23 protein-coding genes are annotated in these 25,863 nt (G+C 61.2%); 5 read left to right on the forward strand and 18 right to left on the reverse strand.

All coding sequences use genetic code 11. The features are described 5' to 3' along the window. Positions 1 to 13: 13 nt before the first annotated feature. Complete coding sequence (locus tag CFT68_RS20420) at positions 14 to 307, forward strand: hypothetical protein (protein WP_088845547.1); 294 nt, start codon at positions 14 to 16, stop codon at positions 305 to 307. Between the two features lie 306 nt (positions 308 to 613). On the opposite strand, the gene CFT68_RS20425 is transcribed toward CFT68_RS20420, so the two are convergent. From CFT68_RS20425 to CFT68_RS20435, 3 genes are all read right to left on the reverse strand, one after another. After that, positions 614 to 2,596 carry a PAS domain-containing sensor histidine kinase gene (locus CFT68_RS20425; protein WP_088845548.1) on the reverse strand — a complete coding sequence of 661 codons (1,983 nt, stop codon included), beginning with the start codon at positions 2,594 to 2,596 and terminating at the stop codon, positions 614 to 616. Between the two features lie 129 nt (positions 2,597 to 2,725). After that, positions 2,726 to 3,226, reverse strand: coding sequence for a hypothetical protein (locus tag CFT68_RS21625; protein WP_141106649.1), 501 nt, complete (start codon positions 3,224 to 3,226; stop codon positions 2,726 to 2,728). Next, a complete protein-coding gene (locus CFT68_RS20435) occupies positions 3,226 to 3,954 on the reverse strand; it encodes a ParA family protein (RefSeq protein ID WP_088845549.1) in 729 nt (242 codons plus the stop codon). The genes CFT68_RS21625 and CFT68_RS20435 overlap by 1 nt, the downstream gene beginning before the upstream one ends. Positions 3,955 to 4,760: 806 nt before the next feature. Between CFT68_RS20435 and CFT68_RS20440 the strand changes: the two genes are divergently transcribed. The 4 genes from CFT68_RS20440 (at position 4,761) to CFT68_RS20455 (ending at position 9,516) form a co-directional block, all read left to right on the forward strand. Continuing rightward, entirely contained in the window at positions 4,761 to 5,237 is a 477-nt protein-coding gene (locus CFT68_RS20440; RefSeq protein WP_088845550.1) for a hypothetical protein, read from the forward strand. Positions 5,238 to 5,252: 15 nt separating this feature from the next. After that, positions 5,253 to 6,278 (forward strand): DUF5712 family protein, encoded by a 1,026-nt coding sequence (locus tag CFT68_RS20445; protein WP_088845551.1) that lies wholly within the window; start codon positions 5,253 to 5,255, stop codon positions 6,276 to 6,278. A 40-nt stretch (positions 6,279 to 6,318) separates the two neighbouring features. Further along, on the forward strand, positions 6,319 to 8,460 hold the full coding sequence (locus tag CFT68_RS20450) for a type IV secretory system conjugative DNA transfer family protein (RefSeq protein WP_170934878.1): 2,142 nt from the start codon (positions 6,319 to 6,321) through the stop codon (positions 8,458 to 8,460). 855 nt (positions 8,461 to 9,315) lie between these two features. Next, positions 9,316 to 9,516 (forward strand): hypothetical protein, encoded by a 201-nt coding sequence (locus CFT68_RS20455; RefSeq protein ID WP_088845553.1) that lies wholly within the window; start codon positions 9,316 to 9,318, stop codon positions 9,514 to 9,516. An 80-nt stretch (positions 9,517 to 9,596) separates the two neighbouring features. Here the strand turns inward: CFT68_RS20455 and CFT68_RS20460 are convergent, their stop codons facing one another. The 15 genes from CFT68_RS20460 to CFT68_RS22455 form a co-directional block, all read right to left on the reverse strand. Next, positions 9,597 to 10,622: an EthD domain-containing protein gene (locus tag CFT68_RS20460; protein WP_141106650.1), complete on the reverse strand. Its 1,026-nt coding sequence runs from the start codon at positions 10,620 to 10,622 to the stop codon at positions 9,597 to 9,599. A 150-nt stretch (positions 10,623 to 10,772) separates the two neighbouring features. After that, positions 10,773 to 11,819 (reverse strand): LLM class flavin-dependent oxidoreductase, encoded by a 1,047-nt coding sequence (locus CFT68_RS20465; RefSeq protein WP_088845555.1) that lies wholly within the window; start codon positions 11,817 to 11,819, stop codon positions 10,773 to 10,775. A 74-nt stretch (positions 11,820 to 11,893) separates the two neighbouring features. Next, positions 11,894 to 13,018, reverse strand: coding sequence for an LLM class flavin-dependent oxidoreductase (locus CFT68_RS20470; protein WP_088845556.1), 1,125 nt, complete (start codon positions 13,016 to 13,018; stop codon positions 11,894 to 11,896). Between the two features lie 88 nt (positions 13,019 to 13,106). Continuing rightward, the gene (locus CFT68_RS20475; protein ID WP_170934879.1) at positions 13,107 to 14,012 is read right to left on the reverse strand and encodes an NmrA family NAD(P)-binding protein; all 906 of its coding nucleotides are present in this window, start codon (positions 14,010 to 14,012) and stop codon (positions 13,107 to 13,109) included. A 46-nt stretch (positions 14,013 to 14,058) separates the two neighbouring features. Further along, positions 14,059 to 14,898: an NADPH-dependent F420 reductase gene (locus CFT68_RS20480; RefSeq protein WP_394340123.1), complete on the reverse strand. Its 840-nt coding sequence runs from the start codon at positions 14,896 to 14,898 to the stop codon at positions 14,059 to 14,061. A 3-nt stretch (positions 14,899 to 14,901) separates the two neighbouring features. Continuing rightward, a complete protein-coding gene (locus CFT68_RS20485; protein ID WP_088845559.1) occupies positions 14,902 to 15,177 on the reverse strand; it encodes an ArsR/SmtB family transcription factor in 276 nt (91 codons plus the stop codon). Positions 15,178 to 15,335: 158 nt separating this feature from the next. Beyond that, positions 15,336 to 15,575, reverse strand: coding sequence for a hypothetical protein (locus CFT68_RS21990; protein WP_212590449.1), 240 nt, complete (start codon positions 15,573 to 15,575; stop codon positions 15,336 to 15,338). 345 nt (positions 15,576 to 15,920) lie between these two features. Then, a complete protein-coding gene (locus CFT68_RS20490) occupies positions 15,921 to 16,208 on the reverse strand; it encodes an ArsR/SmtB family transcription factor (RefSeq protein WP_088845560.1) in 288 nt (95 codons plus the stop codon). A gap of 515 nt (positions 16,209 to 16,723) precedes the next feature. Then, positions 16,724 to 18,502, reverse strand: coding sequence for a HAMP domain-containing sensor histidine kinase (locus CFT68_RS20495; RefSeq protein ID WP_088845561.1), 1,779 nt, complete (start codon positions 18,500 to 18,502; stop codon positions 16,724 to 16,726). Between the two features lie 32 nt (positions 18,503 to 18,534). Continuing rightward, positions 18,535 to 19,707 carry a histidine kinase gene (locus CFT68_RS20500; protein ID WP_088845562.1) on the reverse strand — a complete coding sequence of 391 codons (1,173 nt, stop codon included), beginning with the start codon at positions 19,705 to 19,707 and terminating at the stop codon, positions 18,535 to 18,537. A 51-nt stretch (positions 19,708 to 19,758) separates the two neighbouring features. Then, positions 19,759 to 20,940 carry a porin gene (locus CFT68_RS20505; protein ID WP_088845563.1) on the reverse strand — a complete coding sequence of 394 codons (1,182 nt, stop codon included), beginning with the start codon at positions 20,938 to 20,940 and terminating at the stop codon, positions 19,759 to 19,761. A 72-nt stretch (positions 20,941 to 21,012) separates the two neighbouring features. Continuing rightward, the gene (gene kdpC / locus CFT68_RS20510) at positions 21,013 to 21,579 is read right to left on the reverse strand and encodes a potassium-transporting ATPase subunit KdpC (RefSeq protein WP_088845564.1); all 567 of its coding nucleotides are present in this window, start codon (positions 21,577 to 21,579) and stop codon (positions 21,013 to 21,015) included. A 29-nt stretch (positions 21,580 to 21,608) separates the two neighbouring features. Continuing rightward, entirely contained in the window at positions 21,609 to 23,651 is a 2,043-nt protein-coding gene (gene kdpB, locus CFT68_RS20515) for a potassium-transporting ATPase subunit KdpB (RefSeq protein ID WP_088845565.1), read from the reverse strand. A gap of 34 nt (positions 23,652 to 23,685) precedes the next feature. Next, on the reverse strand, positions 23,686 to 25,386 hold the full coding sequence (kdpA, locus tag CFT68_RS20520; protein WP_088845566.1) for a potassium-transporting ATPase subunit KdpA: 1,701 nt from the start codon (positions 25,384 to 25,386) through the stop codon (positions 23,686 to 23,688). A gap of 24 nt (positions 25,387 to 25,410) precedes the next feature. Further along, positions 25,411 to 25,491 carry a potassium-transporting ATPase subunit F gene (locus CFT68_RS22455; RefSeq protein WP_088845567.1) on the reverse strand — a complete coding sequence of 27 codons (81 nt, stop codon included), beginning with the start codon at positions 25,489 to 25,491 and terminating at the stop codon, positions 25,411 to 25,413. Positions 25,492 to 25,863 lie beyond the last annotated feature (372 nt).

Here is a 25,863-nt window from a genome sequence, read left to right on the forward strand (position 1 = left end):
TTTCCTGCTGCCTATGCTCTCCCCTCCCCCACTGCCCCCGGATGACGCCGCCATGACGCCGCGCCGCTTTACCGACTTGCTGCGCCATGGCCGCTTCACCTTCACCGAGCGCGAGCTGATGGAGCACCTGCGCATGACTTACCGCACCATCAAGCTGCGCGAGGCCGACCCCTCTACCCTCACCATTGCCGAGCTGCTGCGCGTGGCCGACTTGCTCGACGAACCCGTGCAGGATATTATCGCCGTGGTCCTGGCCGAAGTGCAAGGTGCCCCTCAACCACCCGCGAAAGGAGCTCCGGTCGGGTAAACGATGACAAGTTTTCACCTGTAAGAACTTGACATTGTTTCGTGCTTTTACCCAGCCACTTCCCGCGTTATCCATGTCCGAGTCGATTACGCAGCGCGTCCGTCAGCAGGTGCTGCTTTTCCGCCGGGCGAGCGGCTGACCTATGCCGACCTAATGATTGAGCCGGCGCAGTTCGGCGCCGCCCACCGCGCGCTGCTGCGGTGCAGCAGTCCCGGGCCGCAATTGCGGCCCGGTTGCAGGAACCCTGAGCTATGGCGGCCGGCCTAACAGGTAAATCATCCCAGGGGAACCGCCCGGCCTACCCGTTTACCCTCGGCCCAGCCGAATGCGAAAGGTGGCCCCCTCCCCTTCCTGGCTGTCTACCTCGATGCCGCCGCCGCTGGCCTGCACGATGCGGTTGACCAGGTATAAGCCCACCCCGGAGCCGGTCGTGTGGTGGTGAAACCGGCGGAAAAGGTGAAACAGCTCCGGGCCGTAGCGGGCCGCGTCAAACCCCAGGCCGTTGTCTTTGACTACCAGCACGGGCTGGTCGGCGTCGGCCCACACGGAAACATGGATGCGCGCTGGCCGCGCCGGGTCGGCGTACTTGAGGGCGTTGCTGAGCAGATTGAGCAGGATGGTGCGCAGGTTGGCCCGGGCAAAGGCCACGGTGGGCCACGCCGCGAAGTCTACCGTGATGCGAGCCCGGGCCGCCCGCACCTGGGGTTCGAGGGTGTTCACCACTTCTTCCGTCAAATCGGCCAGCGACACCTCTTCCGCCGAAGCCTTGCCGGCCGTCTGCTGGGCCTCGCCCAGGGTGGCCAGATCATCAATGGTGCGGCCCAGCTGCTGCAGCGCCTCCTGCACCAGGGGCACGAGCAGCTCTTCCTCGGCGGGGTCGGCAAACGTGCTGCTGCGGCGCATCTCTGTAAAGAGGCCCACGAGGTTGTTAACGGGCTGCTTAAGGTCGTGGGAGGCCGCGTACACGAAGTTGTCGAGGTCCTGGTTGGTGCGGGTCAGGCGCTGGTTGGTTTGCTTCAGCTCGGTAATGTCAATGGCCGAGCCCACGTAGCCGTAGAGGTCGCCGTTGGGGTAGAAGCTGGGCGCGCCCTGGGCCAGCAGCCAGCGGTACTGCCCGTCGTGGCGGCGCAGGCGGTGCTCCAGGATGTATTGCGAACGGGTGCGGATAGCCGTTTCCAGCGTGGTCTGAGCCAGTTCAAGCTCGTCCGCCGGCAGAAAAGCCGCCCAGCCCGTCGCCACGTACTGCTCCAGGCTTACGCCCACAAAGTCCAGAAAGGCCTGGTTGGCGTACCGCATGGTCGAATCCGGGTTCACGGCCCAGACCTGATTGGGCGCCGCGTCGGCCATGATGCGGAAGCGGGATTCGCTTTCCTGCAGTTCGAGGGTGCGGCTCTGCACCCGGCTTTCTAGCTCCTGGTTGAGCTGCACCAACTGCTGCCGGGCCTCTACCTGCTCCGTGACGTCGTAGGCAAAATTGAGCACGCCATCCACGTGCCCGTTGGCGTCGCGCAGGGCTTGAAAAAACACGTTGAAGTAGCGGCACTGGGGCTGCCCGGTGCCGGCGAAGTCTACCCAGGTTTCTAATTCTGTGCCGTAGAAGGGCTCGCCCGTCCGATACACCTGGTTGAGTTGTTCCAGATGGGGCTGACCCACCAGTTCCGGCAGGGCCTCGCGGATGGGTAGCCCTTGGATGGCCCGGGCGGGAAAGAGCTGCTGGAAGCCGGGGCTCACGAGGGCAAATGTCAGCTCCGGCCCGGAAAGGGTAGCCATCTTGGCGGGCAGCTCCATTAGGATGTGATGAAGGCGCTGGCGCTGCGCTTCGGCTTCGGTGCGGGCGGCTTGCTCCCGGGTCTGGGCCTCCCGCAGGGCCACTTCCACGGGCGAGCGGGGCTGGTCAGCAGTGTCGGTAAAACTCACCAGCAGGCCGTCGCCGGAGCGGCGGGCCGCGAGGCGATAGTAGTTGTCGTAGCCGTCGGCCTGGTAGTTGATGTTATACTCGCGGGACTCCCCACTCACGAAAGCGTCCACGTGGAAGTCGAACGTGCCGTGCGCGATGCTGTGGGGCCATTGCTCGTTGTGGGTCCGGGTGGGCACCTCCGGCATGCGCATCATCCGCTGGGCCGTGGGGTTGAGGTACTCGAAAGTAAAATCCACAATCTGCCCCGAGCCGGCCGGGTCGTAGAGGGGGGTGTAGTAGATGACCCCAGTCATCGACACGGCGAGTAAGTCGCCTAGCAGCTGGTCGGCCGGCAAAGAGCGGAGGGGAAGTGGAACCGGCGTCACGGGCATACAGGCAGGCAAAGGGATTCTGGGCAGTGATAGGGAAGAACAGGCTGCGCCAGCGCAGCCCCACGCCCAAACTATGACTTGGCGGAGCTTGAGGAATGGGCCGCAATTGCCCTCTCCACGGCCCCTCCCCTACTTGCCTTTGGCCGGCGGGCCGTGCTGCAGGTAGTAGTTGACCGCTTCGTCGACCAGCTCTTTCAGATACACCCGGCGGCTGTGGTACATCAGCTCCTCGTGGATGTAGGCCAATGCGGCCCGCTGCGTCTCCCCTTCCAGGCGAATCAGCGACGGCTGCAGCCCGGAAGGGGCCGCTTCGACGGCTGGTGATTCGGCTTTGGGGGGGCGACCCCTGCCCCGCTTTACTGCCTGCGTTGCAGCGGCAACCGGCTTAGGTGTTGCTACTGCTGCTGCCACAGGTGCCGGCGCTGGAGCCGCGGCCTCTACCACTGGCGGAGCTACTGGCGCTGGTTCGGGTGAGGGTACGGGCGCAGGCTCAGGCTCAGGAGCTGGTGCCGCCGCCGGGGCAGCTGCGGGCTCTGCAGCTGGGAGCGCCGCCGGCATGTGGCCCGGCTGCCCGCGCAGCATGGACATCTTCTCGTCCGTGGAGATTTTCAGGCGTTGAATCTTGGCCATTACGATACGAGTTCAGCGGTGAGCCCGGCGCGGGCAATCAGTTCGTCGCACAGGGCCCGTACTTCGGCTTCCACCGAGGCATCGGCCCCCACGGCCCGGCGATAGGCCGGATTTAGGTAGCTGTATCGGGTAGACAGGCGCTTGTAGCAGCCCAGCTGGCGCAGCGAGGCCTGCAGGCGCGGCAGCCCCAGGGCATCGGTGAATTCGTCCATGTCCTTTTCCTCCTTCAGGTTGGTGCGGTGCGAGTGCACGCCGAAGAACTGGAAGTCCAGCCCCTGCTCCCGCGAGAGCCGGGAAATCTCCTGCAGCAGCTGCATAAAGGAAATCGTGGCCAGCCGTTCGGCATCCGAGGCCCCTACTGGTACGAGCACCACGTTGGCGCCGCTGAGCACGTCAATCATAGCCGTGTCATCCGAGCGGCCCGGCACGTCAATAAACACCACGTCGTAATCGTCGCTGATTTCGTCCAGCCGATCATACACCTGGCCCATGCCCACCGATTCCAGCGCATAGGGAAAGGCCGGCTCGGTTAGCGTACCAGCTGCGCGCTCCAGCTCGACGCTCGGCTGATCGTTGGTGAGGCGCACACCCGCCAGCGTCTGCTGGGAGTCCGCGTCGACCACCAGCACGCGGTAGCCGTAGTCGGCGGCCAGCGCACCCGCCAGCACAGTGATGAGGGTACTCTTACCAATGCCACCCTTCTGGTTGGCAACGCAAATGATTTTCATAAGGCAGGGGGAACTAATGAGGAAAGCCACCGGAGAAGCAGTTTGCAAAATAAGCAACTTATTTCCCGGTTTTCAAATCTACTTGTAAACTTGTTTTTTTATTTCCTGGAAAATAAAACAAGTAAAATATTAAGAAACTAAAATCTTTATTTTCCATTTGCTCTATTTCTTAAAAATACGAGCAAGCATAATACTTATTTCCCAATTTTCTTATTTCTTAAAAAAGTGAGCAAATACAATACTTATTTTCCAATTTATTTATTTCTTAAAAAATAAGAATAAGAATTTCTTGATAAATCAAGAAGCAAATTCCTCAGTAAACATTATGCAAAAGTTCTCAAGAAACTTATTTCCTATAATCCTAAGAAACAAAGCGCAATACGAGTCGTAAAGCGACCAAGATTTGAAGTTGCTTTTAGAGTTTACTTGTTTCCTGAGAAATAAATAAATCGACTGATGGGCTCCATTAGCCTTGCTAACCCCGTCCAGATAGCCTTTTCAATGACTTCACCGCGTGATTCCGCCGGCGTGTCATTAAACGGGAACGACTGTAAGCACGTCGCATGGATAGGTTGGTAGCTGGAAGCTGCTTAGCCAGCAAGACTACCGGTAGTGAGCAGCCGGCCTAATGGTAGTTAGCTAGCCTGATGGTACTTAGCTAGCCTGATGGTACTTAGCAAGAAGACCAGTATTTATCCGCGCTAACGCGCAGATTAAATGCTGGTTAAATATCAACAGAGTTGATATTGCTTAATCCGGTAAGCTAAAATATTGATTGTCAATCTCTAAAAATTAAAGTTACTGGTATGCACAACCAACCACAGAACACCCTGCCGCAGCCCAGAAATAGCTCCGCCGTCAAGCACCTTACCGTGAGTGGCCCGGCCCACCGCCTGGTGGGGGCAGAGGCGTCGCGGTTGGGCATTACCCGCACCGAGTACGCTGATGCGGCCATTCGCTACTTCGCGGAGCGAGGCCTGAACCCGGTGGAATCGCAGGCCCGGGAAGGCCAGCTCATCATGGCCGAGGTGAAGCGACTGGGCGACCGGGTATTCTCTTACCTGCAGGAGCAGGAGCGGGGGCTACTGCTGGAAATGCTGCGCTTTCAGCTGCGGCAGCAGGCAGTGCAGGAACAAACGCTACGCGTGGTAGAGAATTTACTGGCCCCGGAAGGAGGCGAGGCGTTGCATAAAATACAGCAGAAAAACCAGGCACGCATCGCCGAAGCTGTGGCAGCTGGGGCAGCTGCCTTGGATAGTAGGGCGCTTAAGAAAACGTGTTAAATCCGGGTTGATGCCATGCACGCCAAGCTTATTAATCCTAAAACAAACGGCAAAAAAGCCTACAATAATCAGGGGAGTGCGGCCCAGGCGCTAAATTATCTGACCCACGAGGCCCACCAAAACGGCCAAGAAGCGCGCTTCTTTGATGGCCAGCAGGACCGGCTGGACCGGGAGGCGGTGCTGGCTTCCCTGGACGGCAACGTCAAAGGACTGCGGGTAGGGGAGGCCAAGTTTCACTCCCTGGTGCTTTCTCCGAGCCCCGAGGAATTAGCGCACATCGGCGGGGGCGACGAAGCGAAGCTGCGTGCCTATGCCCGGGAGGTGATGGCCGCCTACGCCGCCGGCTTTCGTCTCAAAGACGGCAGGGCCGTGGGGAAAGATGACCTGGTGTGGGGAGCCATCATCCACCACGAGCGCACCCACCGCGGCACCGACGCAGCCGTGCGGGCCGGGGAGGCCCGACCGGGGCAGGCGCGGCCCGGCCTGCAGGCCCACATCCACGTGATCGTTTCGGCCCGGGATAGAGCGCAGCGCGTCACGCTGAACCCCGGCGGACGGATTAGCCGGTTCTGCCTGCGTGACTGGCAGGACGAGGCCCGGGTGCTATTCGAGCGCCAATTTCACTACCTAGGCCCAACTCCCAGCCGAAGAGCTGCCCCGGCCATCACCGAGCCCAACCCCAAGCGAAATTCCCGCATTGCCGAGCGCGTCGCGCAGCTAAACCGGCAGGCGGACCCAAGCCAGCGGCTGGATGAGGCGCGGGTGCAGCGCATTGCGCAGGGGCGGGGCTACGACCGCATTTTCTACGACCGGCTCCGCCGGCTGGAGGGGCGCGCCCGGCAGGGGCAGCCATTGGATAATGCCTACCACCTGCTAGCCACCGGACGCGAGGAGCCCGCCCGTGACCAAACCGGCCACCAGGTGCGACAAGCCCTGCACAGCTTTCAGCAGGCCCTGCGCGCCACCAGCGGCCCCGACCATGTTGCCACCCAGGACATCGGCGAGCAGCGCGGGCACCGGCAATGGGAGCCTGAACTATAACCCCAATGAGCCAACCACTTCATTCCATTATCTCATGAGCATGATGAGCGCTCCCCGGCAGCCGGCTACCCACCGCCTGACCGGCCTGTATCTGGCCTTAGGCCTACTGTTAGTATTGCTGGCTGCCGGCGAGTACTACCTGCTGTCCCATCCGGCATTCAAAGCCACTGCGGCGGATCCAAGCGTGCCCACGGCTGGCCTAGGAGCGTCCATCACCAGCCGCCTGCTGGCGGGGCTGGTGAGCTTCTACCAGCGCTATGGCCTGGCTGTGCGCGCAGCGGTGCTGGTAACCGGGCTATTGCTCGCGCTGCTACTCCAAGCGCCGCCCGCCCGGCCCGGCCAGCGCCGCTGGCAGCCCACGCAGCTGCAGCTGCGGCGCATTCAACTGGGGGCCGCCGGCGTAGGCCTGGTGGGTGGGGCATTGCTGCTGGCGCTGGCTTCGTTTTCCGCTGGCGTTATTGCCTGGCTGTACCCTAGCGCCGCCCTGCTCGTGCTGGGGGCGGGCATGGCGGCTGGTATTGCGCGGGCCCTGCACAAAACCGAGCGGTTCGGGCTGCGCACCGAGCGCCGGCAGCAGGTCTCCGAGCACGGCTTTAGTTTGGCCACCACGGACGGGGGCTGGATAAACATTCCTAACCCGTTTCGGGGCACACTGGTGCTCGGCGGGGCAGGGGCCGGCAAGTCGTACTCGATTGGGGAGCCCCTGATTGAGCAGTTCACCGAAAAGGGCTTTGCCGGGCTCATCTACGACTTTAAGTTTCCGGTGCTGGCCGAGGCCGCCCAGAAGGCGTTTGTACTGGCCGATGCGAAAGCCGCGGCGGTAGGGGAGGGGGGCAGGCCTGAAGTGCAGCTGCACATCATCAACTTTAAAGATCTGGAGCGCAGCGAGCGAGTAAACCCGCTGCGGGCCGACAAGATGCCGGTGGTAGCTTATGCCAATGAGTACGCCCGCGCCATCATGGCCAACCTGAACCCGGAGAGCATCAAGAAGATGGACTTCTTCGACACCAGCGCCAACGCCTTCCTGACGGCCATCATCTGGTTTTACAAGAAAAACTTCCCCGTCTTCTGCACTTTGCCCCACGTGGTGAACACGGCCCTGCACCCGGACTTCACCCACGTGCTGAGCATGCTCGACACCGACCCCGAGTGTGGGGACATGGTACGCTCCATCACCACGGCCGTAAAGCAGCGGGCCGAAAAGCAGGTGGCCGGTGTCATTGCCTCCCTGCAGATTGTGCTCACGCGCATCAACTCGCCAGAAATTGCCTGGGTGCTCACACCCGACGAGGCAAGAGGGGAGGGGTTTTCGCTGGAGTTGAATGACCCGCAGGCACCCAAGGTGCTGGTGGTGGGCAACGACCCCACGCTGAAGGAAACCTTCTCGCCGGTTATCAGCTGCATTGTGGCTGTGGCGCTGAAGTTGATGAACCAGCAGCACAAGCACCCGAGCTACGTGTTTCTCGACGAGGCCGCGACCATCTACGTGCCCAACCTGGAGGTGATACCGGCCACGGCCCGCAGCAACAAGGTGGCCATGATTTACATGACCCAGGATTTAAGTCAGATGATTGACGCCTACGGCCGCGACAAGATGCAAGTGATGGTGAGCAACCTCAACAATCAGTTTTTCGGCAAGGTCAACTCCCTGGAAACGGCCAAATTCGTCTCGGAGCTGGTGGGCAAGGAAGACCGGGAAATGGTGTCGGCCAGCCGGGGCCGCAGTCAGAGCGGCGGCAGCCGGGGGGCGGGCAGTAACGCCAGCCAAAGCGTGAGCTGGCAGGAGCGCAGCCTAGTGCGCCTGCAGGACACCATTACGCTCGAAACCGGCGAGTTCATCGGCCAGACCGTGGAAACCGAGCAGCCCTTTTTCCAAGGCAAAGTGGAGCGCCAAGCGGCGCCCGGCTCGTACCCGCTACACCCGCTGGCCACCTTTGAGGGAGGACCCCTGCCGGCGCTGGCCGAGGCGCCGGCAGGGGAGGAGCGGGCGCAGGATTGGCTAAGTCAGTGGCGCGCAGCCCGCCAGGCCGGTATTACCCCCAGCACAGGCCCGGTAAACGCGCTTCAATCGGTGATTCAAGCCAATTTTGAGCTTATCCGCGAGGACGTGGCGGGCATTGTAGGGCAGTATGCCAACACCCTTAAGCCAGGGCAGATGCCTGATAATGAGCCCATGCTGTAAAGGGCACCGGGGCACCATAATGTCAGGTTTTTTAATTAATTTTTACTCTCATTCTGCTTTTACGTACTGTACCTTATGAACATTTAAGGTTGTTACTATCAGTAGTTTGGTCCCCGCGAACAAACTCATGAGCAGCGGCGGTATACCATAAACCAGTCGCTGGGCATCACCCGCAGCCAGGGCCGCTTACCAGGAGCCCGAATGGTTGGCCGAGCTGCACGCGCAGTACATCGCCGGCTATATTGACTTGCCCACCGTGGGTGCCCCCACGATGGGCACCTGCGCCAGTTGAAGGTCCACGACTTCAAGCACACCCTATCGCACGTGGCCTAACTCGGCTCCTTCTCAGGTCTTTATTTGCATTAGCCCGGCTTCGGTCGGGCTAATTTTTTGGCCCCTGCTAACGAGAATCACCGCTCTTGTATTTACCCGCGATGGATAATTTTACGGCCCCCCCACGGCGTCTTTTACAACAAGCTCGGCATCTCCGCCGCGTAGGAGCTCGAGCAGGGCACCAAGGATGCGTCGCTGCGCCGCCTGCAAGAGATAGCCGCCGGCTATGGTCCCCAAGGCGACACTTTTAACGCCCAGCGGCTGCGGGCTGGGCATCACCATCTATTTCAGGATACGTTCGAGTGGGCTGGGCAAACCCGCCGGGAGGCCGGCTTTCAAGGCGTCAAAGCGGCCGACCTACCGGGTCCCACCGCCGTGCCGATGCACTTTGCTCCCTTCGAGCGTATTGATCAGGGGTTAAATGCGCTGGGCGAGCAGCTTAAGCTGGAAAATAGCCGTCCGGGAAAACCAACCTAATAACGTGTAGTTCACAAATGACCGGAGCCAACTGCTACCTTGCCAATGATGAAGGACGATGAACTCCAGTTTATGCAGGAGCAACTTGAGGCTACCGAATTGCTGTTTTGCGCCACCTGCCAGCAGGAAACCCTACACGCCCATGTGGAAGTGCTGGAGCGCTATGCACTAGCCACGGAGTTCCTTATGGAATGCACTGCTTGTGACACCCGTCGTATGTGGATGTCGCTGGAAATGCCGGATTAACATCAAGTCCTACTCACACAATGCCAGCATTATGCATTTGGGGTTTTACTCGCAGCCGGACCCAGTCTACTCCGAACCGCTTAGCGGCGGGTAGCCAACTCGGGCAGTAAACGGTTGATGACGCTGTAGTTGAGACCGGTCCAGAACTCGGACCGCACCGAGTCGATGAATGTAGCCTCATCTGCTTCAACAGCCTGGTAGTCATCAGTGGCGAGGTAGTCCTCCACGTCGTTGACGCTGGCGAAAGAGAGCACCGAAACCGCATCGATGGGATTTCCCTCCGGGTCGGGCTGCTGGGTTGAGCCGATGTTGTGCAGCTGGGCGTAGCGGCGCACGTAGGTGTGGGTGGCCGGCTGGGCCATCACCAACGCGGCGTGTGTAACAAGCAGGCGCTGCTGGAATTCTTCCCGGCTCAGCTCAGGCCGACGGTAGTGAATTTTGACCAAGCTCAGCGGGTCGCGATGCTGGGGGCTGGGCAGCAGGATGTACTCGCGGGCAATCTCGCGGGTCACCAGGCGGAACACAGTTTGCTCGTCGGCGATGATGCGCTTATCGTACTGCGGCTGCTTAAGCACCTTCTGGATGTCGGCCTCAGCGGCGTAGGCGATGTAGGCGAAGCCGTCGAAGCGTGGGCGCTGGTAGGCCGGCACCTGGGCGTAGGGGTCACGCACCAGCTTTTTGTCTTCCGTAATCATGGCCTGGTAGGGCGGGCGGAAGTATGATGACGGGCCGCCCGCGAAGCGGTGCACCTGGTCGTAGCGCAGCACGGGCTCGTTGTCGGTGCCGGGTTCCTCGTAAGCAAACTTGGGGCCGTGCACTTTGCGCCAATATTCGTCCCAGTGCTCATAGGCCAGGTTTGGATTCGCTTCGAGGGCAATTTCAGCCGGCTCAGCGTCGGGGTTTTCGATGCCCTCACCGTGGCGGCCCTTGGTCGAGCCGGGGTCCATAGTGCGCGCGGCGCGCGGGGTGTTGTCGGCGCGCGTCAGGAAGGTGGGCGTGACGATGAGCGGTGCGTCGGTGGTACGGTACTCGGTGCGCACGGGCGGACGGTGGCGGTTATCGGTCAGCTCGTTGTCAGTAGCGGTGCTGGGATGTAGCGAAGGCATAGGCAGGAAGGAAAAGAAAAAGCGGGCATCCGGATGGCCACCCACTTCCTTACGGTGATAATCAGAAAACGGCCCTACGGAAGGAGCCAGTCTGGGCGCATTTCGGAAGTAAGGTTGAGCAGCCTGTTAGGGGCTACTTGCCTTTTGGCGTTACCTGTTTTCGTTAATCTCCTGCATAATTTCTGCAAACAACCGGGTGGATTTGAGCCGGTCTTCCAGGGCATACATGCTGGACGCAGTGATGAGCTCATTGGCCTGGGTTTCGGCCAGAAAGCCTTGCAGCTGCTGTTTGACGGCTTGTTTGCTGCCGACAAACGAATACCTGAGCATCTGGTAGACGGATGGGTGCTGCCACAGGTCTTGCAGCTCTTCGGTCATGGCAGTCGGCGGCTGCAGGGGCTCTCTCGTTTGCCCGGTCAGCATGCCGACAAACATCCGGATGACGCTTGTGAACTGTCGTTGCGCTTCTTCGTCGGTGTCGGCCACGTAGGCGTTGAGGGCCACGATGGCGTAAGGCTGGCTCAGCGCCGCCGAAGGCTGAAACTCGTCGCGGTAAATCTGCAGCGCTTGGTGTAAGTACGTGGCGGCAAAGTGGCTGGCAAACGCGTAGGGCAGGCCCAGCTTGGCCGCCAGGTGGGCGCTGTCGGTGCTGGAACCCAAGATGTACAGCGGTACCTCGGTGCCCTCGGCAATCGGGGCCCGCACGGCAGCCTGCTTGTTGGCCGGGGAGAAGTAGGTCTGAATCTTACCGATTTCCTGCGGAAAGGCCTGGGCGGCCAGCATGAAATCGGACCGGATGGCCTTTGCGGTCGGCGAGTCGGTACCCGCCGCCCGGCCCACCCCCAAATCAATGCGGCCCGGATAGAGCTGTGCCAAGGTGCCGAACTGCTCGGCCACTAGCAGGGGCGAGTGGTTGGGAAGCATGATGCCGCCGGAGCCCACCCGGATGGTCGTCGTGTTTTCCGCCACGTACCCGATGAGCAAGGGAGGCGCGTTGCTGCCGATGTTATCAGAGTTGTGGTGTTCGGCCAGCCAGTAGCGGGTATAGTGAGCTGCTTCGGCGGCCTGAGCCAGCGCCAACGAATTGTTCAGCGTCTGCTTCACCGTATCGCCTTGCGAGACGATGGCCAGGTCTAAGATGGAATACGCGACCGGTGGCTTTTCCGGGCGGTGGGACTCGTTCACAGGAGTAGGCATACGTTCTTTGGATAAGGGGCCGCTGGTAGCAGCAGGCCCCACGGTTGACTAGCAGGAGCAGAAGAGGGCGCTGCTCAAATGGTTCGAAACGCTGGTTTTGGCAGGCCAAGATTTCCCCGCAGGGTTTCCGCTTCGTATTCTCGGTGGAAGAGACCACGTTCCTGTAAAATGGGAACTACCAGCTCGATGAAGTCCCGTAGCCCGTGGGGATGGTCTTGCCGAACCATGAACATATCGATGGCCCCGGCTTCATACCACCGCTGTATTTCCGTGGCAACTCGTTCGGCTGAGCCCATAAACAGCGGAACAGGGGTGGGCGAGTACGGGCCCAGCGCGCGGATTTCCTGGTACTTCTGGTAGGCCTCGGCATCGGTGCGGCCCACAATGGGGTTTTGCGACACCGAACGCACAAAGTGTTCCGGCTGCCGGCCTTTTTCAAGCAGCTTCGCGGTCAGCGCATTCGCCAACAATAGCGTTTCCTCGAAGGTGCTGCCGGCCATGAAGACGCCGTCGGTATAGGACGCGGCCAGGTCCACGAAGGTCGGGGAGCTGCCAGCCATGTACAGCACCGGCCGGCCCTGCACCGAGCGGCTCAGGTTCAGCGGGCCATCCACCGAGAAGTACTGGCCCCGGAAGTTGACGGGGTGCATCTGGCGCGGGTTCAGGAACACGCCGCTCTCTTTATTTCGGGGAAAGGCGTCGTCCTCATACGTGTCCCAGAGGCCCAGCAGAATTTCCAGAAACTCCTCATGCATGGGGTACTGGTCGGCTTTGCCCAAGTGGCCCCGGCTGAAGTTTACCATCCCGCCCGGATTGGAAGTGATGGCATTTAGCGAGGCCCGGCCCTTGCTGAGCTTGTCCAGCGACAAGACCTGCCGGGCCAGGTTGTAGGGGTCGGTGTAGGACGTCGAAGCCGTCAGGGAAAGGCCGATGTGCTCCGTTTTCATGGCCAGGGCCGACATGAGCGTCCCCCCCTCGAACATGCTCAGGTAGTAGGGAATGTTGCCGGACCCGACGTGGCTGACATCATACAAAAACAGGGTTTCGAATTTGGCCTGCTCCGCCAGCTGCGCCTGTTGAATGAAAAAATCGATGTTTTCGCCGGCGTCAGCAGGCATGGCGGGGTGGCGCCAGGAGGAAAAATTCCACCCCGGCCCGTCAATAACGGCTGCCAGCTTTAACGTTTTTATGTTGTTCATCACGTGGATTATGAGTGGGTGCTTTTGCCCTGGCAGAACCTTCTCCGTGGGCGTAGGTCCTGGCCGATACTATCCAGCACCTGCATGTCTATATTGCCCCCGCTGATTCCGTAATCGCAGCCTTGTGCTCCTCCAGAAACTCCCGGAGGGTCTTGGCGGGTCGGCCCAAGACGTAAGGAACATCGTTTTGCACCATGGACATGTAGGACATTCGGCCGTCGAGCATCTGCGTCACAAAGTCCAGGTTGGCCTTGGCGTACCAGCTCTCCGCCCCATTAGCCAGTAACGTATCAATCAGCTTTTTGAACCCTTCCAGCCCTTTGTTCTCATACTTGATTTCCAGGCCGGTCACCTCGCTCAACAGCGCCGCAATTTCCTGGCCGTTGAAGGTTTCCACGCTCAGCCAGTAGTGTTGCCCACCGTGCCGCTCTGGCCCGTCTACGAGGGCTTTGGCGGCCACCGCCGCGATGTCACTGGAAGCAATGTAGCCGACTCGCCGGTCGTCCCAGTAGCCGGTGTAGGTTAAGTTCTTGGGGATATACAGCCCCGTGAACACCTCCATAAACATGTTTGGGTGGAGGTGGGTCCAGGCCATGCCGCTGGCTTCGATGTACTTTTCAATCATCTGGTGCCAGGCAAAGTGCGCATCGGTCGTATCCCACTCCGCAAACACGCCCACGTGCACGATATGACGGACGCCCGCTTTCTTGGCCGCGTCCACCAGGGTTTTGCTCTGAGTGAGCATGGCCACCGTGTAGCCGGTTAGCAGAAACACCCGGTCCACCCCGGCCAGCGCCAGCGCGAAGGTTCTGGGGTCATCCAGGTCCAGGTATTTGCAGTCTTTGCCTTCACGGGTAAGCTGCGCTACCACCTCCTGGTTGCGCGAGGTGATGCGTACGTTGACGGCTTGACCTTCCAGGTCTTTGACAACCTGACGGCCGATGGTGCCGCTGGCGCCCAGGACCAGAACGGTCGGTTTTTGCTGGTTTTCCATGTGAGTTTGTACTGAAGTTGAATTCGGTTGGTAAGGCCAGGACTGGCTACGCATTACCTAGCTGCCGGGCGCGGTTGCCGGCCACTACCTCTTCGCGGGTAGGCCAGTCTTTGCGTTGCAGCAGTTCCCCGATAATTTCATCGCGCAGCCGCGGGGCCTTGCCGGGCACGGCGGCGGCCAGGGCCTGGGTCAGCTCCGGGGCCGTGAGTTCGGTGCAGTAGGCCGGGGTGCCGGGCTGCTGCCGCCACGAGTCGGCCAGAGTGCCCCCGTCCACTACGTCGAAGCCGAGGTCATTGCAGAGGTCGGATAGGATATGTTTCGCGCGCTCGTCATCGCCCGCAATGGAAAGGGCGATGCGGCCGGGCGTGCCGGGCGCGGTGCCGCCGTCGGCAATCGTTTCGGCCAGCAGGTTGTTGAAAGCTTTCAGGAGGGGGCGGCCCAACTGCTCGGCCGCCAGCACGCTCTCCGGCTGACCCTGCTCCAGCGCGTCGATTTTCCCGTCCCGGAAGGGGTAGTAGTTGCCGGTGTCCACCACTATTACCTCGGCGGGCAACGACCGGAACAGGTCCTTGGGAAACTCGCCAATCACCTTGAAAGGCACGGCGATAAAAACGAGGTCCACATCCTGTACCACGTCTTGCAGAGTGGCGGGGCTAGCCCCCAATTCCTGGGCTTTGCGGGCCAGCTCGGCCGGCTGGCGGGTATTCGTTACTTTCACTTGGTGGCCTAGGGCGGCCAGGTTTTTGGCGAGGGAGCCGCCGACCGGGCCGGTGCCAATAATTCCGATTTTCATGGGATGGGGGTTGAGTGGTTTATCGTTTCCATGACGATGACCTCCTGCGGGCCGTTCTGAAAACGCATTCTTAAGCAGTGACTGGTGGTGCAAGAGCTAGCTCATCTTCAGCAGCTCCAGAAAGCTCTCCAGCTCCTGCAGCTTTTCCGTGTTGATCGTCAGGTACATGTTGCGGCCTTCCTTACACGAATGGACCAGCCCCGCCTCTACCAGGGCCTTCACGTGCTGCGACATGGAGGGCTGACTGATGGGCACAAACTCATACAGATTGGCGCATCCCAGCCGCTGCGCCCGCGCAATCTCCTGCAACATGCGCAGGCGGTTTGGGTCGCTCAGCGACTTGGCTAGCTTGACGAGGGACTTGGTATCCATAGCAGCAGGAGGGTGGGAGTAGAAGGATTTTGCTTGGCATCCGCTGCCCGAAGTAGGGCGCGTGAATAGCGTGGTTAGCGGCTTGTAAGAAGGTTACTATTGCCAGCCGCCGCCCACGGCCCGGTACAACTTTACATGGGCCCCTAGCTGGTTGCGTTTCAGCGATGCCAGCTCCAGCTCGCTTTGCTCTGGGCCGTGATGACTTCCAGGTAGCTGGCCAGGCCGCTGCGGAATAGCAGGTTGGCATTGGTCTTCGCCGGGCCTTTGAGCACCGCCACGCCTTCATCTGCCAGGATGCGCTCCAGCTTGGCTGCTACCTGCGGCCGAATCTCCACGTTGACGATGTCCTCAAGGGGAGCGCGGTAATATTGAAAGGTGGTTTTGGTATCGGTGTGCACCGCCTTTACCCGCAGGAGGCCGGGCCGGGTGCAGGGCCTGTTGTGGGGCTTGCGGCTCCGCGCAGCTTGCTGCCGGCTAGAAGAGAAGTTAGTTTCATGAGAAAAAAGCGACCTAAACGAGGGCAGGGAGTGAAATGGCAGGTGCGGTGGAAGGCTATTAAGTGATTCTAATGAATCATTTAATAAGCATGTTATTAAGTATTGGGACAAAAAAATCCTCTGCTGGCAGCGGGTACCCTACCCGCGAAGTTTCAGAAAAAGCACGAGCCATAAATTCATAAGCAATCAATTATGTTTTAAAAAAGCAAAAACCGCTGGCGATACCGCCAACGGCCAGGGAATTAGTTAAGCTTTAACAGTAGCCGGTTTAAGTAGTTGCAGGAAGTCTTCTAACTCCTGCAGCTTTTCGGCATTGATGGACATGTGCATATTCCGGCCTTCTTTGTGCGACGCAATCAAGCCCGCCTCGGAGAGGGCCTTGAGGTGCTGGGACATAGAAGGCTGGCTGATAGGCACGTACTGAAACAAGTCGGCGCACACCGCAATCTCCCCTTTTGCAATTTCCTGCAACAAACGAAGACGGGTGGGGTCGCTGAGCGACTTAGCTAACTTTACGAGGGACTTAGTATCCATGGAGCAAAGGTATGCATTTTAAACTCATGCGCATGAGTTGATGCATGAGCAACTCTTAGGGTGATGAAAAGGTTCTGGCCGCTTATTCCATTCAGTTTGATAAATAAGGTGACCGAGCCGCTACTACTGTGCTGGCTTCATTCGGTTAACGCAAGCTCTGCATTTTTAAGAACAGACCGCCCGGGTTTTTGGTAGCCTTGATTTTATCAGTTTTTAGCTTGTAGACGAAGGCAAATTAGGCATCCCTTTGCATAGCCGACTGCAGAATCTCTGGCACCAGCTTGGGTTCAGCATTGCCCCGGGTTTCCAGGTGCTTGCGCGTCAGTGGCACCTTAGCTTGGCTGAACCTAAACTGCTGCAGGGTGTGCCCCCGTTCGTATAAGAGCCTGCCGATCCGAGCGGCTTGGCGGTTAGCCTGGTGTTCACGAACGTTCCGTTGCTCTACCTCCCACCCTTGCCGGATTAGTGGCTGTGCGGGGCGAGAAGAGCTTTATGAACGGATTTATAGATATGCCTCAGTTTGCGGGTACACTAGCCACGGGCAAGGTGAAGTGAAAGGTGCTGCCGCTGCCCAGCTCGCTTTCCACCCACAGCCGGCCGCCCTGGGCATTGATGAACTCGCGGGCTATGCTCAGCCCCAGGCCCGAGCCGCCCCGGTAGCCGGCCTTATCGGGGATCTGGGCAAAGCGCTGAAAGATTTTGTCGTGGTGCACGGCGGCAATTCCCGGCCCCCGGTCCTGCACGCTCACTCGCACGGACTGGTCAGCGGCCTGCGCCCTGACGGTCAGGGCCTCGCCTGCCGGGGAATAGCGAATGGCATTGCTGAGCAGGTTGATGAGCACCCAGGTAGTTTTTTCCACGTCGGCCCGGGCCAGGGGCAGGTCGGCGGGCAGCTGCACGTGGAGGCGCAGCTGCTTGTCGTCGAGCTGGGCCTGCACGGTGGCCGCGGCGTAGGTCACCACGTCGGCCAGGCTGGTAGCGCGCAGGTCCAGCTGAATGCCGGCGCCGGCGTCGAGGCGGGAAACGTCGAGCAGTTCGGCCACCATGCGCTGCAGGCGCTGGGTTTCCTGGCGGATAAAGCCGGCCACCCGCCCCCGCTCCTCGGCGGGCAAGCGCTCGTCCTGCAGCAGCTTGGCGTTGAGGTGGATGCTGGAAAGCGGCGTTTTCAGCTCGTGGGAGACGGTGGCCAGGAAATTGGACTTGACCTGGTCGAGCTTCTTGAAGTCCGAAACGTTGCGCAGGGTCAGAATCTGGCCCACAAACTCCATCTTGTCCCGGGCCTCGTTGTAGCTGACCAGCTCCTGCACGGCCAGCCGGTAAAATGCCTCCTCGCCCTGCTGAGCAATGCGCAGCAGCGGAGCATCGGCCACGGCCTGCTCGCGGCGGGCGGCATCCACGTCCAGGGGGGTGAGGATTTCGCGCAGCAAATCATTTTCCAGCGCCACCTCGGCCGCGGGCCGGCCCACCAGCCGCTCGGCGGGCAAGCCCAGCAGCTCGCAGGCCACGGGGTTGGCCAGCAGCACCCGGCGGTTTTCGTCCAGCAGCAGCAGGCCTTCGTCGAGGCCGCTCACGATGCTGGCCACACGGTTGCGCTCGGTCAGCAGCTCGGCCAGGGTGGAGCGGCGGTACTCCTGCAGCTGCACCAGCATGCGGTTGAATACCCGGCCCAGCTGCCCGAACTCGTCGTGGCTTTCCAGGGGAATGGTGGCGCGGAAATCGTGGTCGGCGGCGTGCTGCAGGCTGCTTTGGAGCTTGCGCACCGGGCCCACGGCCGCCTCGGGCACGCTTAGCAACAGCATCAGCCCCAGCAGCAGGCTCAGGACGATAAAGCTGAACAGGTAACGCTCTACCCGCTCGGCGCTCTGGTTGGCCTGCTCATTTTTGCGGGCCAGGGCGTTGGTGTTGAGCTTGACCATGCGGTGGGTCTGGTCCCTCAGCAGGCTCAATGCTGCTTGGCGCTCGACCACGGGCGCGCCGGCATCGAGCAGGCCCTGGTAGACAGCCAGGTTCTGGGTAAGGCTGTCCACCACTTCCCGCTCGCCCGGCTCGGTGATGTTGCCGGCCTCGCGTGTCAGGTGGCGGCGAAACACGTCCAGCTGGGCGGGCGCGGCTTCTACCCGGTCCAGGGCCTGCAGCATGTTCTGGCCCAGCTCCACGGAATAGAAGTTGTCCTGCAGAATGTTGCGCGAGCCGCGGTCCAGGCGCTGTACGGTGTAGAAGGCGTACCCCCCGAGCACACTCACCAGAGCGAGCATGGCCAGCAGGCCGAGGGTGATTTTCGTTTTAATACTCATGAGATAAGGGGTCGGAAGCTGGCGACGAGGCGTTAGTACGTGACCAGATAAATGTCCAGGTCCTGGTTGCTGCGGGCCACGGCCCGCAGCAGGTCGTTGGTGACGCCGCGGCGGCTAATCTGGCCCCACAGCCCCTTGTCGCTGGTGATGCCGCACACGAGCAGAGTGGCGTTTTTCTCGGCCGCCACCCGCGTGATGGCCCCCACGATGTCGTCGTCCTTGACCCGCAGAATCTGGGCGCCCAACTCGGTGGCCAGCTGCAGGTTGCGCAGCAGGTGGCGCTGGGTAGCCAGCCCGATGCGGTCGGCGGTTTCCGGGCCAGTCTGCACGTAGAGCACGTACCAGGCCGCGGCGGAGAACCGGTCAGCCAGCCGCGAGGTTTTGCGGATGATTTCCTTGGCCGCCCGGTCATTGGAGTTGATGCAGGCCAGCAGCCGGTCGTCGTTGCAACGCGCCGCCAGCACGGCCGGGGCACCGCCGGCGCCGGTTTCCACCTGCCGGCCCAGCAGCTGGGCGACTTCGCGCACGGCCAGTCGCCGCAGCTGCAATAGGTTTTCGGCCTGGAAAAAGTTGGCCAGCGCGGTGGGCACCTTGCCCGGATCGTAAATTTTGCCTTCCTCCAGCCGGCGGCGCAGCTCGCCTACGGTTAAATCCACGTTCACCACCTCGTCGGCCAGCTGAAGCAGGCGGTCAGGTACGCGCTCCGTCACGTCGGTGCCCGTGATTTTGAGTACCTGGTCGTGCAGGCTTTCCAGATGCTGCACGTTGACGGCCGTAATCACCGAAATGCCCTGCTGCACGAGGTACTCCACGTCCTGCCAGCGCTTCTCGTGGCGGGATCCGGGTACGTTGGAATGGGCCAGCTCGTCGACAATGACCACTTGGGGGCGCTGCTGCTCGATGCCTTCCATATCCATCTCCTCCAGGGCCCGGCCCTTGTAGAAGATGTGCTTGCGCGGCAGCAAGGGCACGGGCCCCAGCTGGGCCACCGTTTCAGCCCGGTGGTGAGTTTCCACGTAACCCAGCAGCACGTGCACGCCGTGCTGGTGCAGATCTTGGGCTTCCTGCAGCATGCGGTAGGTTTTGCCCACGCCGGCGGCCAGGCCCAGGTACACCTTGAGCGTGCCGCGCCGCTTGGCCTGCACCAGGCGCAGGAACCGCTCGGCGGAAGCATCGCGCAGGGTATCGTCATCGGGAGGGCTCATGGGCGGGGCAGCGGGCGGGATGAAACCAGGGAAAGCTGGGAAAAACCGGCGTTAAAAGGAAATGGCGACGCTGGAAGTCAGGTTGGCGTAGGTACTGCGGGCAGCGCCGCCATCCTCGCCGAAGACCTTGTCGCCGGCGTTGAGCACCCACCCTTCCAGGCGCACGAGCACGTTGTCGGTGGGCGCGTAGTCCAGGCCCAGCGAGCCACCGCGAATAATGGCGTTGGGGGCATCCACGGCGGGAGTGTAGGAGTTGATGATGACGCCGCGCTCGGCCTGGTAATATTCGCCGCGCAGGGCGGTGGTCCACTTGTCGGCCAGCTGGTAGCGCACGAAAGCCGAACCAGCGTGCCAAGTGTCGTACTTCTCCCCCGTACTATTGGCGGGGCGCGGGGCCTGCTGCTTGCCCACGTCGAAGACCAGGGCCAGCGAGAGGCGGTCGGTGGCGGCGTAGCTCACGTAGAAATCGTGGAAGTAGCGACGCCGGCCAGTCGAGTCCTGGGGCTGCTCCTGGCCATAGAAGGTGCTGGAGTTGAGGAGCAGTTTGTCAGTAGGCTTCCATTGAATCTGGGTGCCCAATGCTTTAGCTTGGTTGTTCTCACGCAGGTTCTGCCAGCCGTTGAGCACCAAGCCGGTGAGCGTGAGCTTGGGTCCCACTTCGTAAGTGAGGCGGGCGCCGGCCTGGTAATAGGGCGAGTTCTCGGCCATAAGCGAGCGGGTTAGCGTCCAGTTGTCCTTGCTGATGGCCGACTCAAACCCGATGTGGGAGCTGAAGATGCCCACATCGAGCCAGGCTTTTGAGAAGGGCCGGAAGCCGGCGTAGGCCTCGTAGATGTGCCTGAACACTGGGTCTTCGGCCGCATAGTTGGCCGTCACGTACGAGCCGGCGTGCAAACCCAGGGCCCCGCGCACGTTGTCGTCCTGGTAGCGCATGCCCAGGATGACGTTGTTGACGGTAAACTCGTTCTGCCGGTCGTGGGAATAGAGAAAGCCGGGCCGGTTCTGGGTGTTGTCGTTCCGGAAATCGTAGCCGTAGTAGGCATCGGCAAAGCCGTAAAAAGTCAGCGGGTTGGCCGGCGTGGGCGTGGCCTGTACGGGGGCCGGCGGGGGCACAGCCAGGGCCGGGTCGGTCGTGGGCGTGGGTTGGGCTAGCACGGGCGACGTGCCGCCCACCGCCAGCAGCAGAGCGGCGATTCGGATTTTCAGACCGGTGAGATGGGAAGCGTGGGTCATGGGAAGTAAAGGCAGGTAAAGGCAGGGAGCTTATGGCCCTTTCGGTAAAAGCTCCTCCGTGGAGTTACGTGATTAGCGGCGCGTCGGCGCCAGGGCGTCCATGGCAAGATTCAGTTGCAGCACGTTGACGCGGGCAGGAGCCAGCAGCCCGGTTACCGTGTGCTGGGTCACTAAAGCTTGCACGGTGGCCGCGTCCAGGTGGCGGGCTTTGGCAATGCGCGCTACCTGAACAGCCGCCGCCTCAGGGGAGAGGTCCGGGTCCAGGCCTGAGCCGGAGGCCGTAATCAACTCGGCGGATACCTGGTTTTTGGTTACCCCCGGGTTTTGCTGCAGCAGCGTGTCGAGTCGCTGTTGTACCAAGGCCAGGTACTCTGGGTTGGTCGGCCCTTTGTTGGAGCCGGCGGAGCTCGCTGCGTTGTAGTCTACGGCCGAGGGGCGCCCGTTGAAATACTGCGGCTGGTCGAATTTCTGGCCCACGTTGGCAAAGCCCACCACGCGGCCGTTCTGGCGGAGCGTGACGCCCTGTCCAGCGCCCGGAGCTAGTTGCGCGCCAGCCCAGATGAGGGCCGGGTATACCCCGGCGCAAAGTACGAGCAGCACCAGCGTGAGGCGAAAGGCGGGAAGGAGGTTGTTTTTCATGTTGAGTGAGCAGTAATCAGATACTAGAACTACAGAAACAGGCCGACGAGCAGGTCAAGGACCTTAATGCCGATGAAGGGTACTATCACGCCGCCCAGGCCATAAATCAATAGGTTGCGGCGCAGCAGGGCCGAGGCGCCGATGGCCTGATAGGGCACACCTTTCAGGGCCAGGGGCACGAGTAGCGGAATGATGAGGGCGTTGAAAATGACGGCCGAGAGGATGGCCGACTGCGGCGACTTCAGGCCCATGATGTTGAGCGCGCCCAGGGCCGGAATGCCCACCATGAACAGCGCCGGCACGATGGCAAAATACTTGGCTACGTCGTTGGCAATGGAAAACGTGGTGAGCGTGCCGCGGGTCATGAGCAGCTGCTTGCCAATTTCCACTACTTCAATCAGCTTGGTGGGGTCGTTGTCGAGGTCGACCATGTTGCCGGCTTCCTTGGCGGCCTGGGTGCCCGAGTTCATGGCTACCCCCACGTCGGCCTGGGCCAGGGCGGGGGCGTCGTTGGTGCCGTCGCCCATCATGGCTACCAGCTTGCCGGCCTGCTGCTCGCGGCGAATGTAGAGCATCTTGTCCTCGGGCTTGGCCTCGGCAATAAAGTCGTCCACACCGGCCTTTTCGGCGATGAACCGGGCCGTGAGCGGGTTGTCACCGGTCACCATCACCGTTTTGATGCCCATGGCCCGCAGGCGTTCGAACCGCTCCTGAATGCCGGGCTTGATGATGTCCTGCAGCTCGACCACGCCCAGCACCCGGTCGTTTTCGCTGAGCACCAGCGGGGTGCCGCCGTTACTGGCCACCGCCTGCACGCGCTCAGCCACTTCGCTGGGGTACAGTTGGCTAGCCGCTTCGGCCAGGCGGCGAATGGCATCCGCGGCGCCTTTGCGGATGCGGGTACCGTCGGCCAGCGTCACGCCGCTGCTGCGCGTTTCGGCCGTGAACTTGATAAGCTCGGCCCCTGCAAGGCAGGCTTGCAGCTGGACGAAGTCCACCTGGTTGTCGCGGGCCAACTCCACGATGCTTTTGCCTTCGGGTGTTTCATCGGTGAGCGAGCTGAGCGTGGCGTATTCCACGAACTGCGTGATGGGCACGCCGGGTGCGGGCCAGAAGTGGGTGGCCTTGCGGTTGCCGATGGTAATGGTGCCGGTTTTATCCAGCAGCAGCACGTCGATGTCGCCGGCCGTTTCCACCGCCTTGCCGCTCTTGGTGATGACGTTGGCGCGCAGGGCGCGGTCCATGCCCGCGATGCCGATGGCCGAGAGCAGCCCGCCAATCGTGGTCGGAATCAAACACACGAACAAGGCAATAAAGGAAGCAATGGCAATGGGCGTCTTCGAGTACTCCGCGAAGGGCTGCAGCGTCACGCAGACAATGACAAAAACTAGCGTAAAGCCCGCCAGCAGGATGGTGAGGGCAATTTCGTTGGGCGTTTTCTGCCGCGAGGCGCCTTCCACCAGCGCAATCATCTTATCCAGAAACGACTCGCCGGGAGCGGTGGTCACCTGCACCACGATGCGGTCAGACAGCACCTTGGTGCCACCCGTCACGCTGGACTTGTCGCCGCCCGCCTCCCGAATCACCGGGGCCGACTCGCCCGTGATGGCCGACTCGTCGATGGTGGCCAGCCCTTCGATAATCTCGCCGTCAGTGGGAATGATTTCGCCGGCCACGACCACGAATACCTGGCCTTTCTGCAGTTGGGCCGAGCTGACGACTTGAATTTCACCGGTTTCCAGGCGCACGTTGGCCGGCGTATCCTGGCGGGTTTTGCGCAGGGAGTCGGCCTGGGCCTTGCCCCGCGCCTCGGCAATGGCCTCGGCGAAGTTGGCAAAGAGCAGAGTCAGCAACAGCACCAAAAAAACGGTGAAGTTGTAGCCGAACGAGCCCTGGGCCGGGTCGGGATGCACCAGCAGGCCGAGGGTGACCAAGAGCATCACCACCGTGCCCAGCTCCACGGTGAACATCACCGGGTTGCGGAACATGATGCGCGGGTCGAGCTTGACGAAGGCCTGCTTGACGGCTTCGGCGACCAGCGCAGGTTGAAACAAAGAAGTGGACTGTGCCATAAGTAGGAACGAGGAATTGCGAGACAGAGCGGGCCTAGTAGAGCGTGAAGTGCTCGGCGATGGGACCCAGGGCCAGGGCGGGGAAAAAGGCCAGCGCGGCAATGATGACGATGACGGCCAGCACCATCACCCCGAAGGTGGCCGTGTCGGCGGGCAGGGTGCCGGCGCCCTCGGGGATGTACTTTTTGCGGGCCAGCAGGCCGGCAATTGCTACCGGCCCGATGAGGGGCAGAAAGCGGGAGAGCAGCAGTACGATGCCCGTGCCGATGTTCCAGAACGGCGTGTTGTCACCTAGTCCCTCGAAGCCCGAGCCGTTGTTGGCGGCCGCGGAGGTGAACTCATAGAGCATCTCCGAGAAGCCGTGGAAGCCAGGGTTGGCCAGCCAGCCGGCGTACTCGGCGGGGTGGCCGGTGTAGGTGTGCGCCGCCAGGGCCGTGCCGGCCAGAATGAGCAGCGGGTGCAGCAGCGTCACGAGGATGGCAATCTTCATCTCGCGGCCCTCGATTTTCTTGCCCAGAAACTCCGGCGTGCGCCCCACCATCAGGCCGGCGATGAACACGGCGATAACCAGGTAGGCGAAGAAGTTGAGCAAACCCACGCCGCAGCCCCCGTAGAAGGCATTGGTCATCATGCCCAGCAGCTGGCTCAGGCCGGAAAGGGGCATAAAGGAGTCGTGCATGGAGTTCACCGAGCCGCAGCTGATGACAGTATTGGTGATGGACCAATACGCCGAGGCGGCGGCCCCGAAGCGCACTTCCTTGCCCTCCATGGCCCCCAGGCTTTGGTCAACGCCCATGTGGGCGATGGCGGGGTTACCGTGCATCTCGTAGTACACCGCTGGGGCCAGCAGGGCCAGGAAGCCCACGGTCATCACGCCGAAAATCATGTAGGAAAGCCGCGGTCGCTTCAGGTAAAAGCCCAGCGCAAACACCATGGCCATGGGGATGAGGGTCAGCGCGATGTTCTCGGCCGCGTTGGTCAGGTAGTTGGGGTTTTCGAGCGGGTGGGCCGAGTTGGCGCCAAAGAATCCTCCCCCGTTGGTGCCCAGCTCCTTGATGGCCACCATGGCCGCAACCGGCCCGCGGCTCACCTGCACTGAGTCGCCCTGCAGCGTCACGAGGGACTGCTGGCCCTGCAGGGTCATCGGCGAGCCGTTGAATACCAGAATCAGGGCCAGCATGATAGAGCCCGGGAGTAGCAGCCGGGTGAGGCTCTTGACGAAGTAGTGGTAGAAGTTACCCAGCTTCTCGGTGGTGCGGTTTTGCAGGGCGTTGAAGACGACAACGGCCGCTGCGATGCCCGTGGCCGCGCTCACGAACTGTAGAAAGGTGATGACCACCAGCTGCGAGAGGTAGCTGAGGCCCGATTCGCCGGAGTAGTGCTGCAGGTTGCAGTTCACCAGAAAGGAAATGGCCGTGTTGAAAGCCAGATCCGGCGCCATCGAGGGGTTGCCATCGGGGTTGAGCGGCAGGCGGCCCTGGCTGCAGAGGATGCCCATGGCCAGGCCAAACCACACCAGGTTGACGGTGAGCAGGGCCACCATATGCTGTTGCCAGCTCATCTCGCGCCGCTCGTCGATGCCGGACAGACGGAATATCCCGCGCTCAACGGGGGCCATAAAGTCGAGCAGGTTGGTCTCACCCCGGAAGACCCGGGCCAGGTAGCGGCCCAACGGCAGGGCCAGCAGCAGCGTGAGCAGGTACAGGCCCGCGATGCCGAGTAGTTCAGTGTTCATAATTCGGATGGGAAAAGCAGGGTCTTAGAAGCGCTCGGGCTTTAGCAGCACGTACACCAGGTAGCTGAACACGGCTAGCGACAAAAGAAAAAGGGCAGTCATCATGGCGAAGCGGGGCTAGATGTGGTCGAAAAAATCGACCGATTTATAGAAGAGCCAGAAGCCGGCCAGGCCGGTGGCGGTAAGCAGAGGTATCATCAGAGCAGGGGCCATGGTGGTAGGAGGGTGTGGGCGTTTCGATGCCGGGAATCACTGAGCAATCGCTGACCCCAAGCTTTCCACCAGGCAGAGGGGCTTAGCTAATTCTCTGTCTGTGAGGTGATTACTTTTTACAAAGCTTCGCCTCTACCTCTTGGGGAGGTGAGGAGACCCTAGCGAAACGCTAGGGTGTTTTTCAGAATGCTAGGGAACGGGGCAGGTCAGGCTCGTTTTCAGCTGGCCGTGCAGCGAAGCACCGGGCATGGGCGTGTGCCCGCG

Origin of the sequence: Hymenobacter gelipurpurascens (assembly GCF_900187375.1) — a bacterium.
GTDB lineage: Bacteria > Bacteroidota > Bacteroidia > Cytophagales > Hymenobacteraceae > Hymenobacter > Hymenobacter gelipurpurascens.

Coding starts and splice junctions, on each gene's coding strand:
- kdpB (WP_088845565.1), bottom strand. CDS start 23,651: ATGGCACAGTCCACTTCTTTGTTTCAACCTGCGCTGGTCGCCGAAGCC.
- CFT68_RS20470 (WP_088845556.1), bottom strand. CDS start 13,018: ATGAACAACATAAAAACGTTAAAGCTGGCAGCCGTTATTGACGGGCCG.
- CFT68_RS20475 (WP_170934879.1), bottom strand. CDS start 14,012: ATGGAAAACCAGCAAAAACCGACCGTTCTGGTCCTGGGCGCCAGCGGC.
- CFT68_RS20465 (WP_088845555.1), bottom strand. CDS start 11,819: ATGCCTACTCCTGTGAACGAGTCCCACCGCCCGGAAAAGCCACCGGTC.
- CFT68_RS20420 (WP_088845547.1), top strand. CDS start 14: ATGCTCTCCCCTCCCCCACTGCCCCCGGATGACGCCGCCATGACGCCG.
- CFT68_RS20460 (WP_141106650.1), bottom strand. CDS start 10,622: ATGCCTTCGCTACATCCCAGCACCGCTACTGACAACGAGCTGACCGAT.
- CFT68_RS20425 (WP_088845548.1), bottom strand. CDS start 2,596: ATGCCCGTGACGCCGGTTCCACTTCCCCTCCGCTCTTTGCCGGCCGAC.
- kdpA (WP_088845566.1), bottom strand. CDS start 25,386: ATGAACACTGAACTACTCGGCATCGCGGGCCTGTACCTGCTCACGCTG.
- CFT68_RS20450 (WP_170934878.1), top strand. CDS start 6,319: ATGATGAGCGCTCCCCGGCAGCCGGCTACCCACCGCCTGACCGGCCTG.
- CFT68_RS20445 (WP_088845551.1), top strand. CDS start 5,253: ATGCACGCCAAGCTTATTAATCCTAAAACAAACGGCAAAAAAGCCTAC.
- kdpC (WP_088845564.1), bottom strand. CDS start 21,579: ATGAAAAACAACCTCCTTCCCGCCTTTCGCCTCACGCTGGTGCTGCTC.
- CFT68_RS20490 (WP_088845560.1), bottom strand. CDS start 16,208: ATGGATACTAAGTCCCTCGTAAAGTTAGCTAAGTCGCTCAGCGACCCC.
- CFT68_RS20455 (WP_088845553.1), top strand. CDS start 9,316: ATGATGAAGGACGATGAACTCCAGTTTATGCAGGAGCAACTTGAGGCT.
- CFT68_RS20435 (WP_088845549.1), bottom strand. CDS start 3,954: ATGAAAATCATTTGCGTTGCCAACCAGAAGGGTGGCATTGGTAAGAGT.
- CFT68_RS21625 (WP_141106649.1), bottom strand. CDS start 3,226: ATGGCCAAGATTCAACGCCTGAAAATCTCCACGGACGAGAAGATGTCC.
- CFT68_RS22455 (WP_088845567.1), bottom strand. CDS start 25,491: ATGATGACTGCCCTTTTTCTTTTGTCGCTAGCCGTGTTCAGCTACCTG.
- CFT68_RS20500 (WP_088845562.1), bottom strand. CDS start 19,707: ATGAGCCCTCCCGATGACGATACCCTGCGCGATGCTTCCGCCGAGCGG.
- CFT68_RS20505 (WP_088845563.1), bottom strand. CDS start 20,940: ATGACCCACGCTTCCCATCTCACCGGTCTGAAAATCCGAATCGCCGCT.
- CFT68_RS20485 (WP_088845559.1), bottom strand. CDS start 15,177: ATGGATACCAAGTCCCTCGTCAAGCTAGCCAAGTCGCTGAGCGACCCA.
- CFT68_RS20495 (WP_088845561.1), bottom strand. CDS start 18,502: ATGAGTATTAAAACGAAAATCACCCTCGGCCTGCTGGCCATGCTCGCT.
- CFT68_RS20440 (WP_088845550.1), top strand. CDS start 4,761: ATGCACAACCAACCACAGAACACCCTGCCGCAGCCCAGAAATAGCTCC.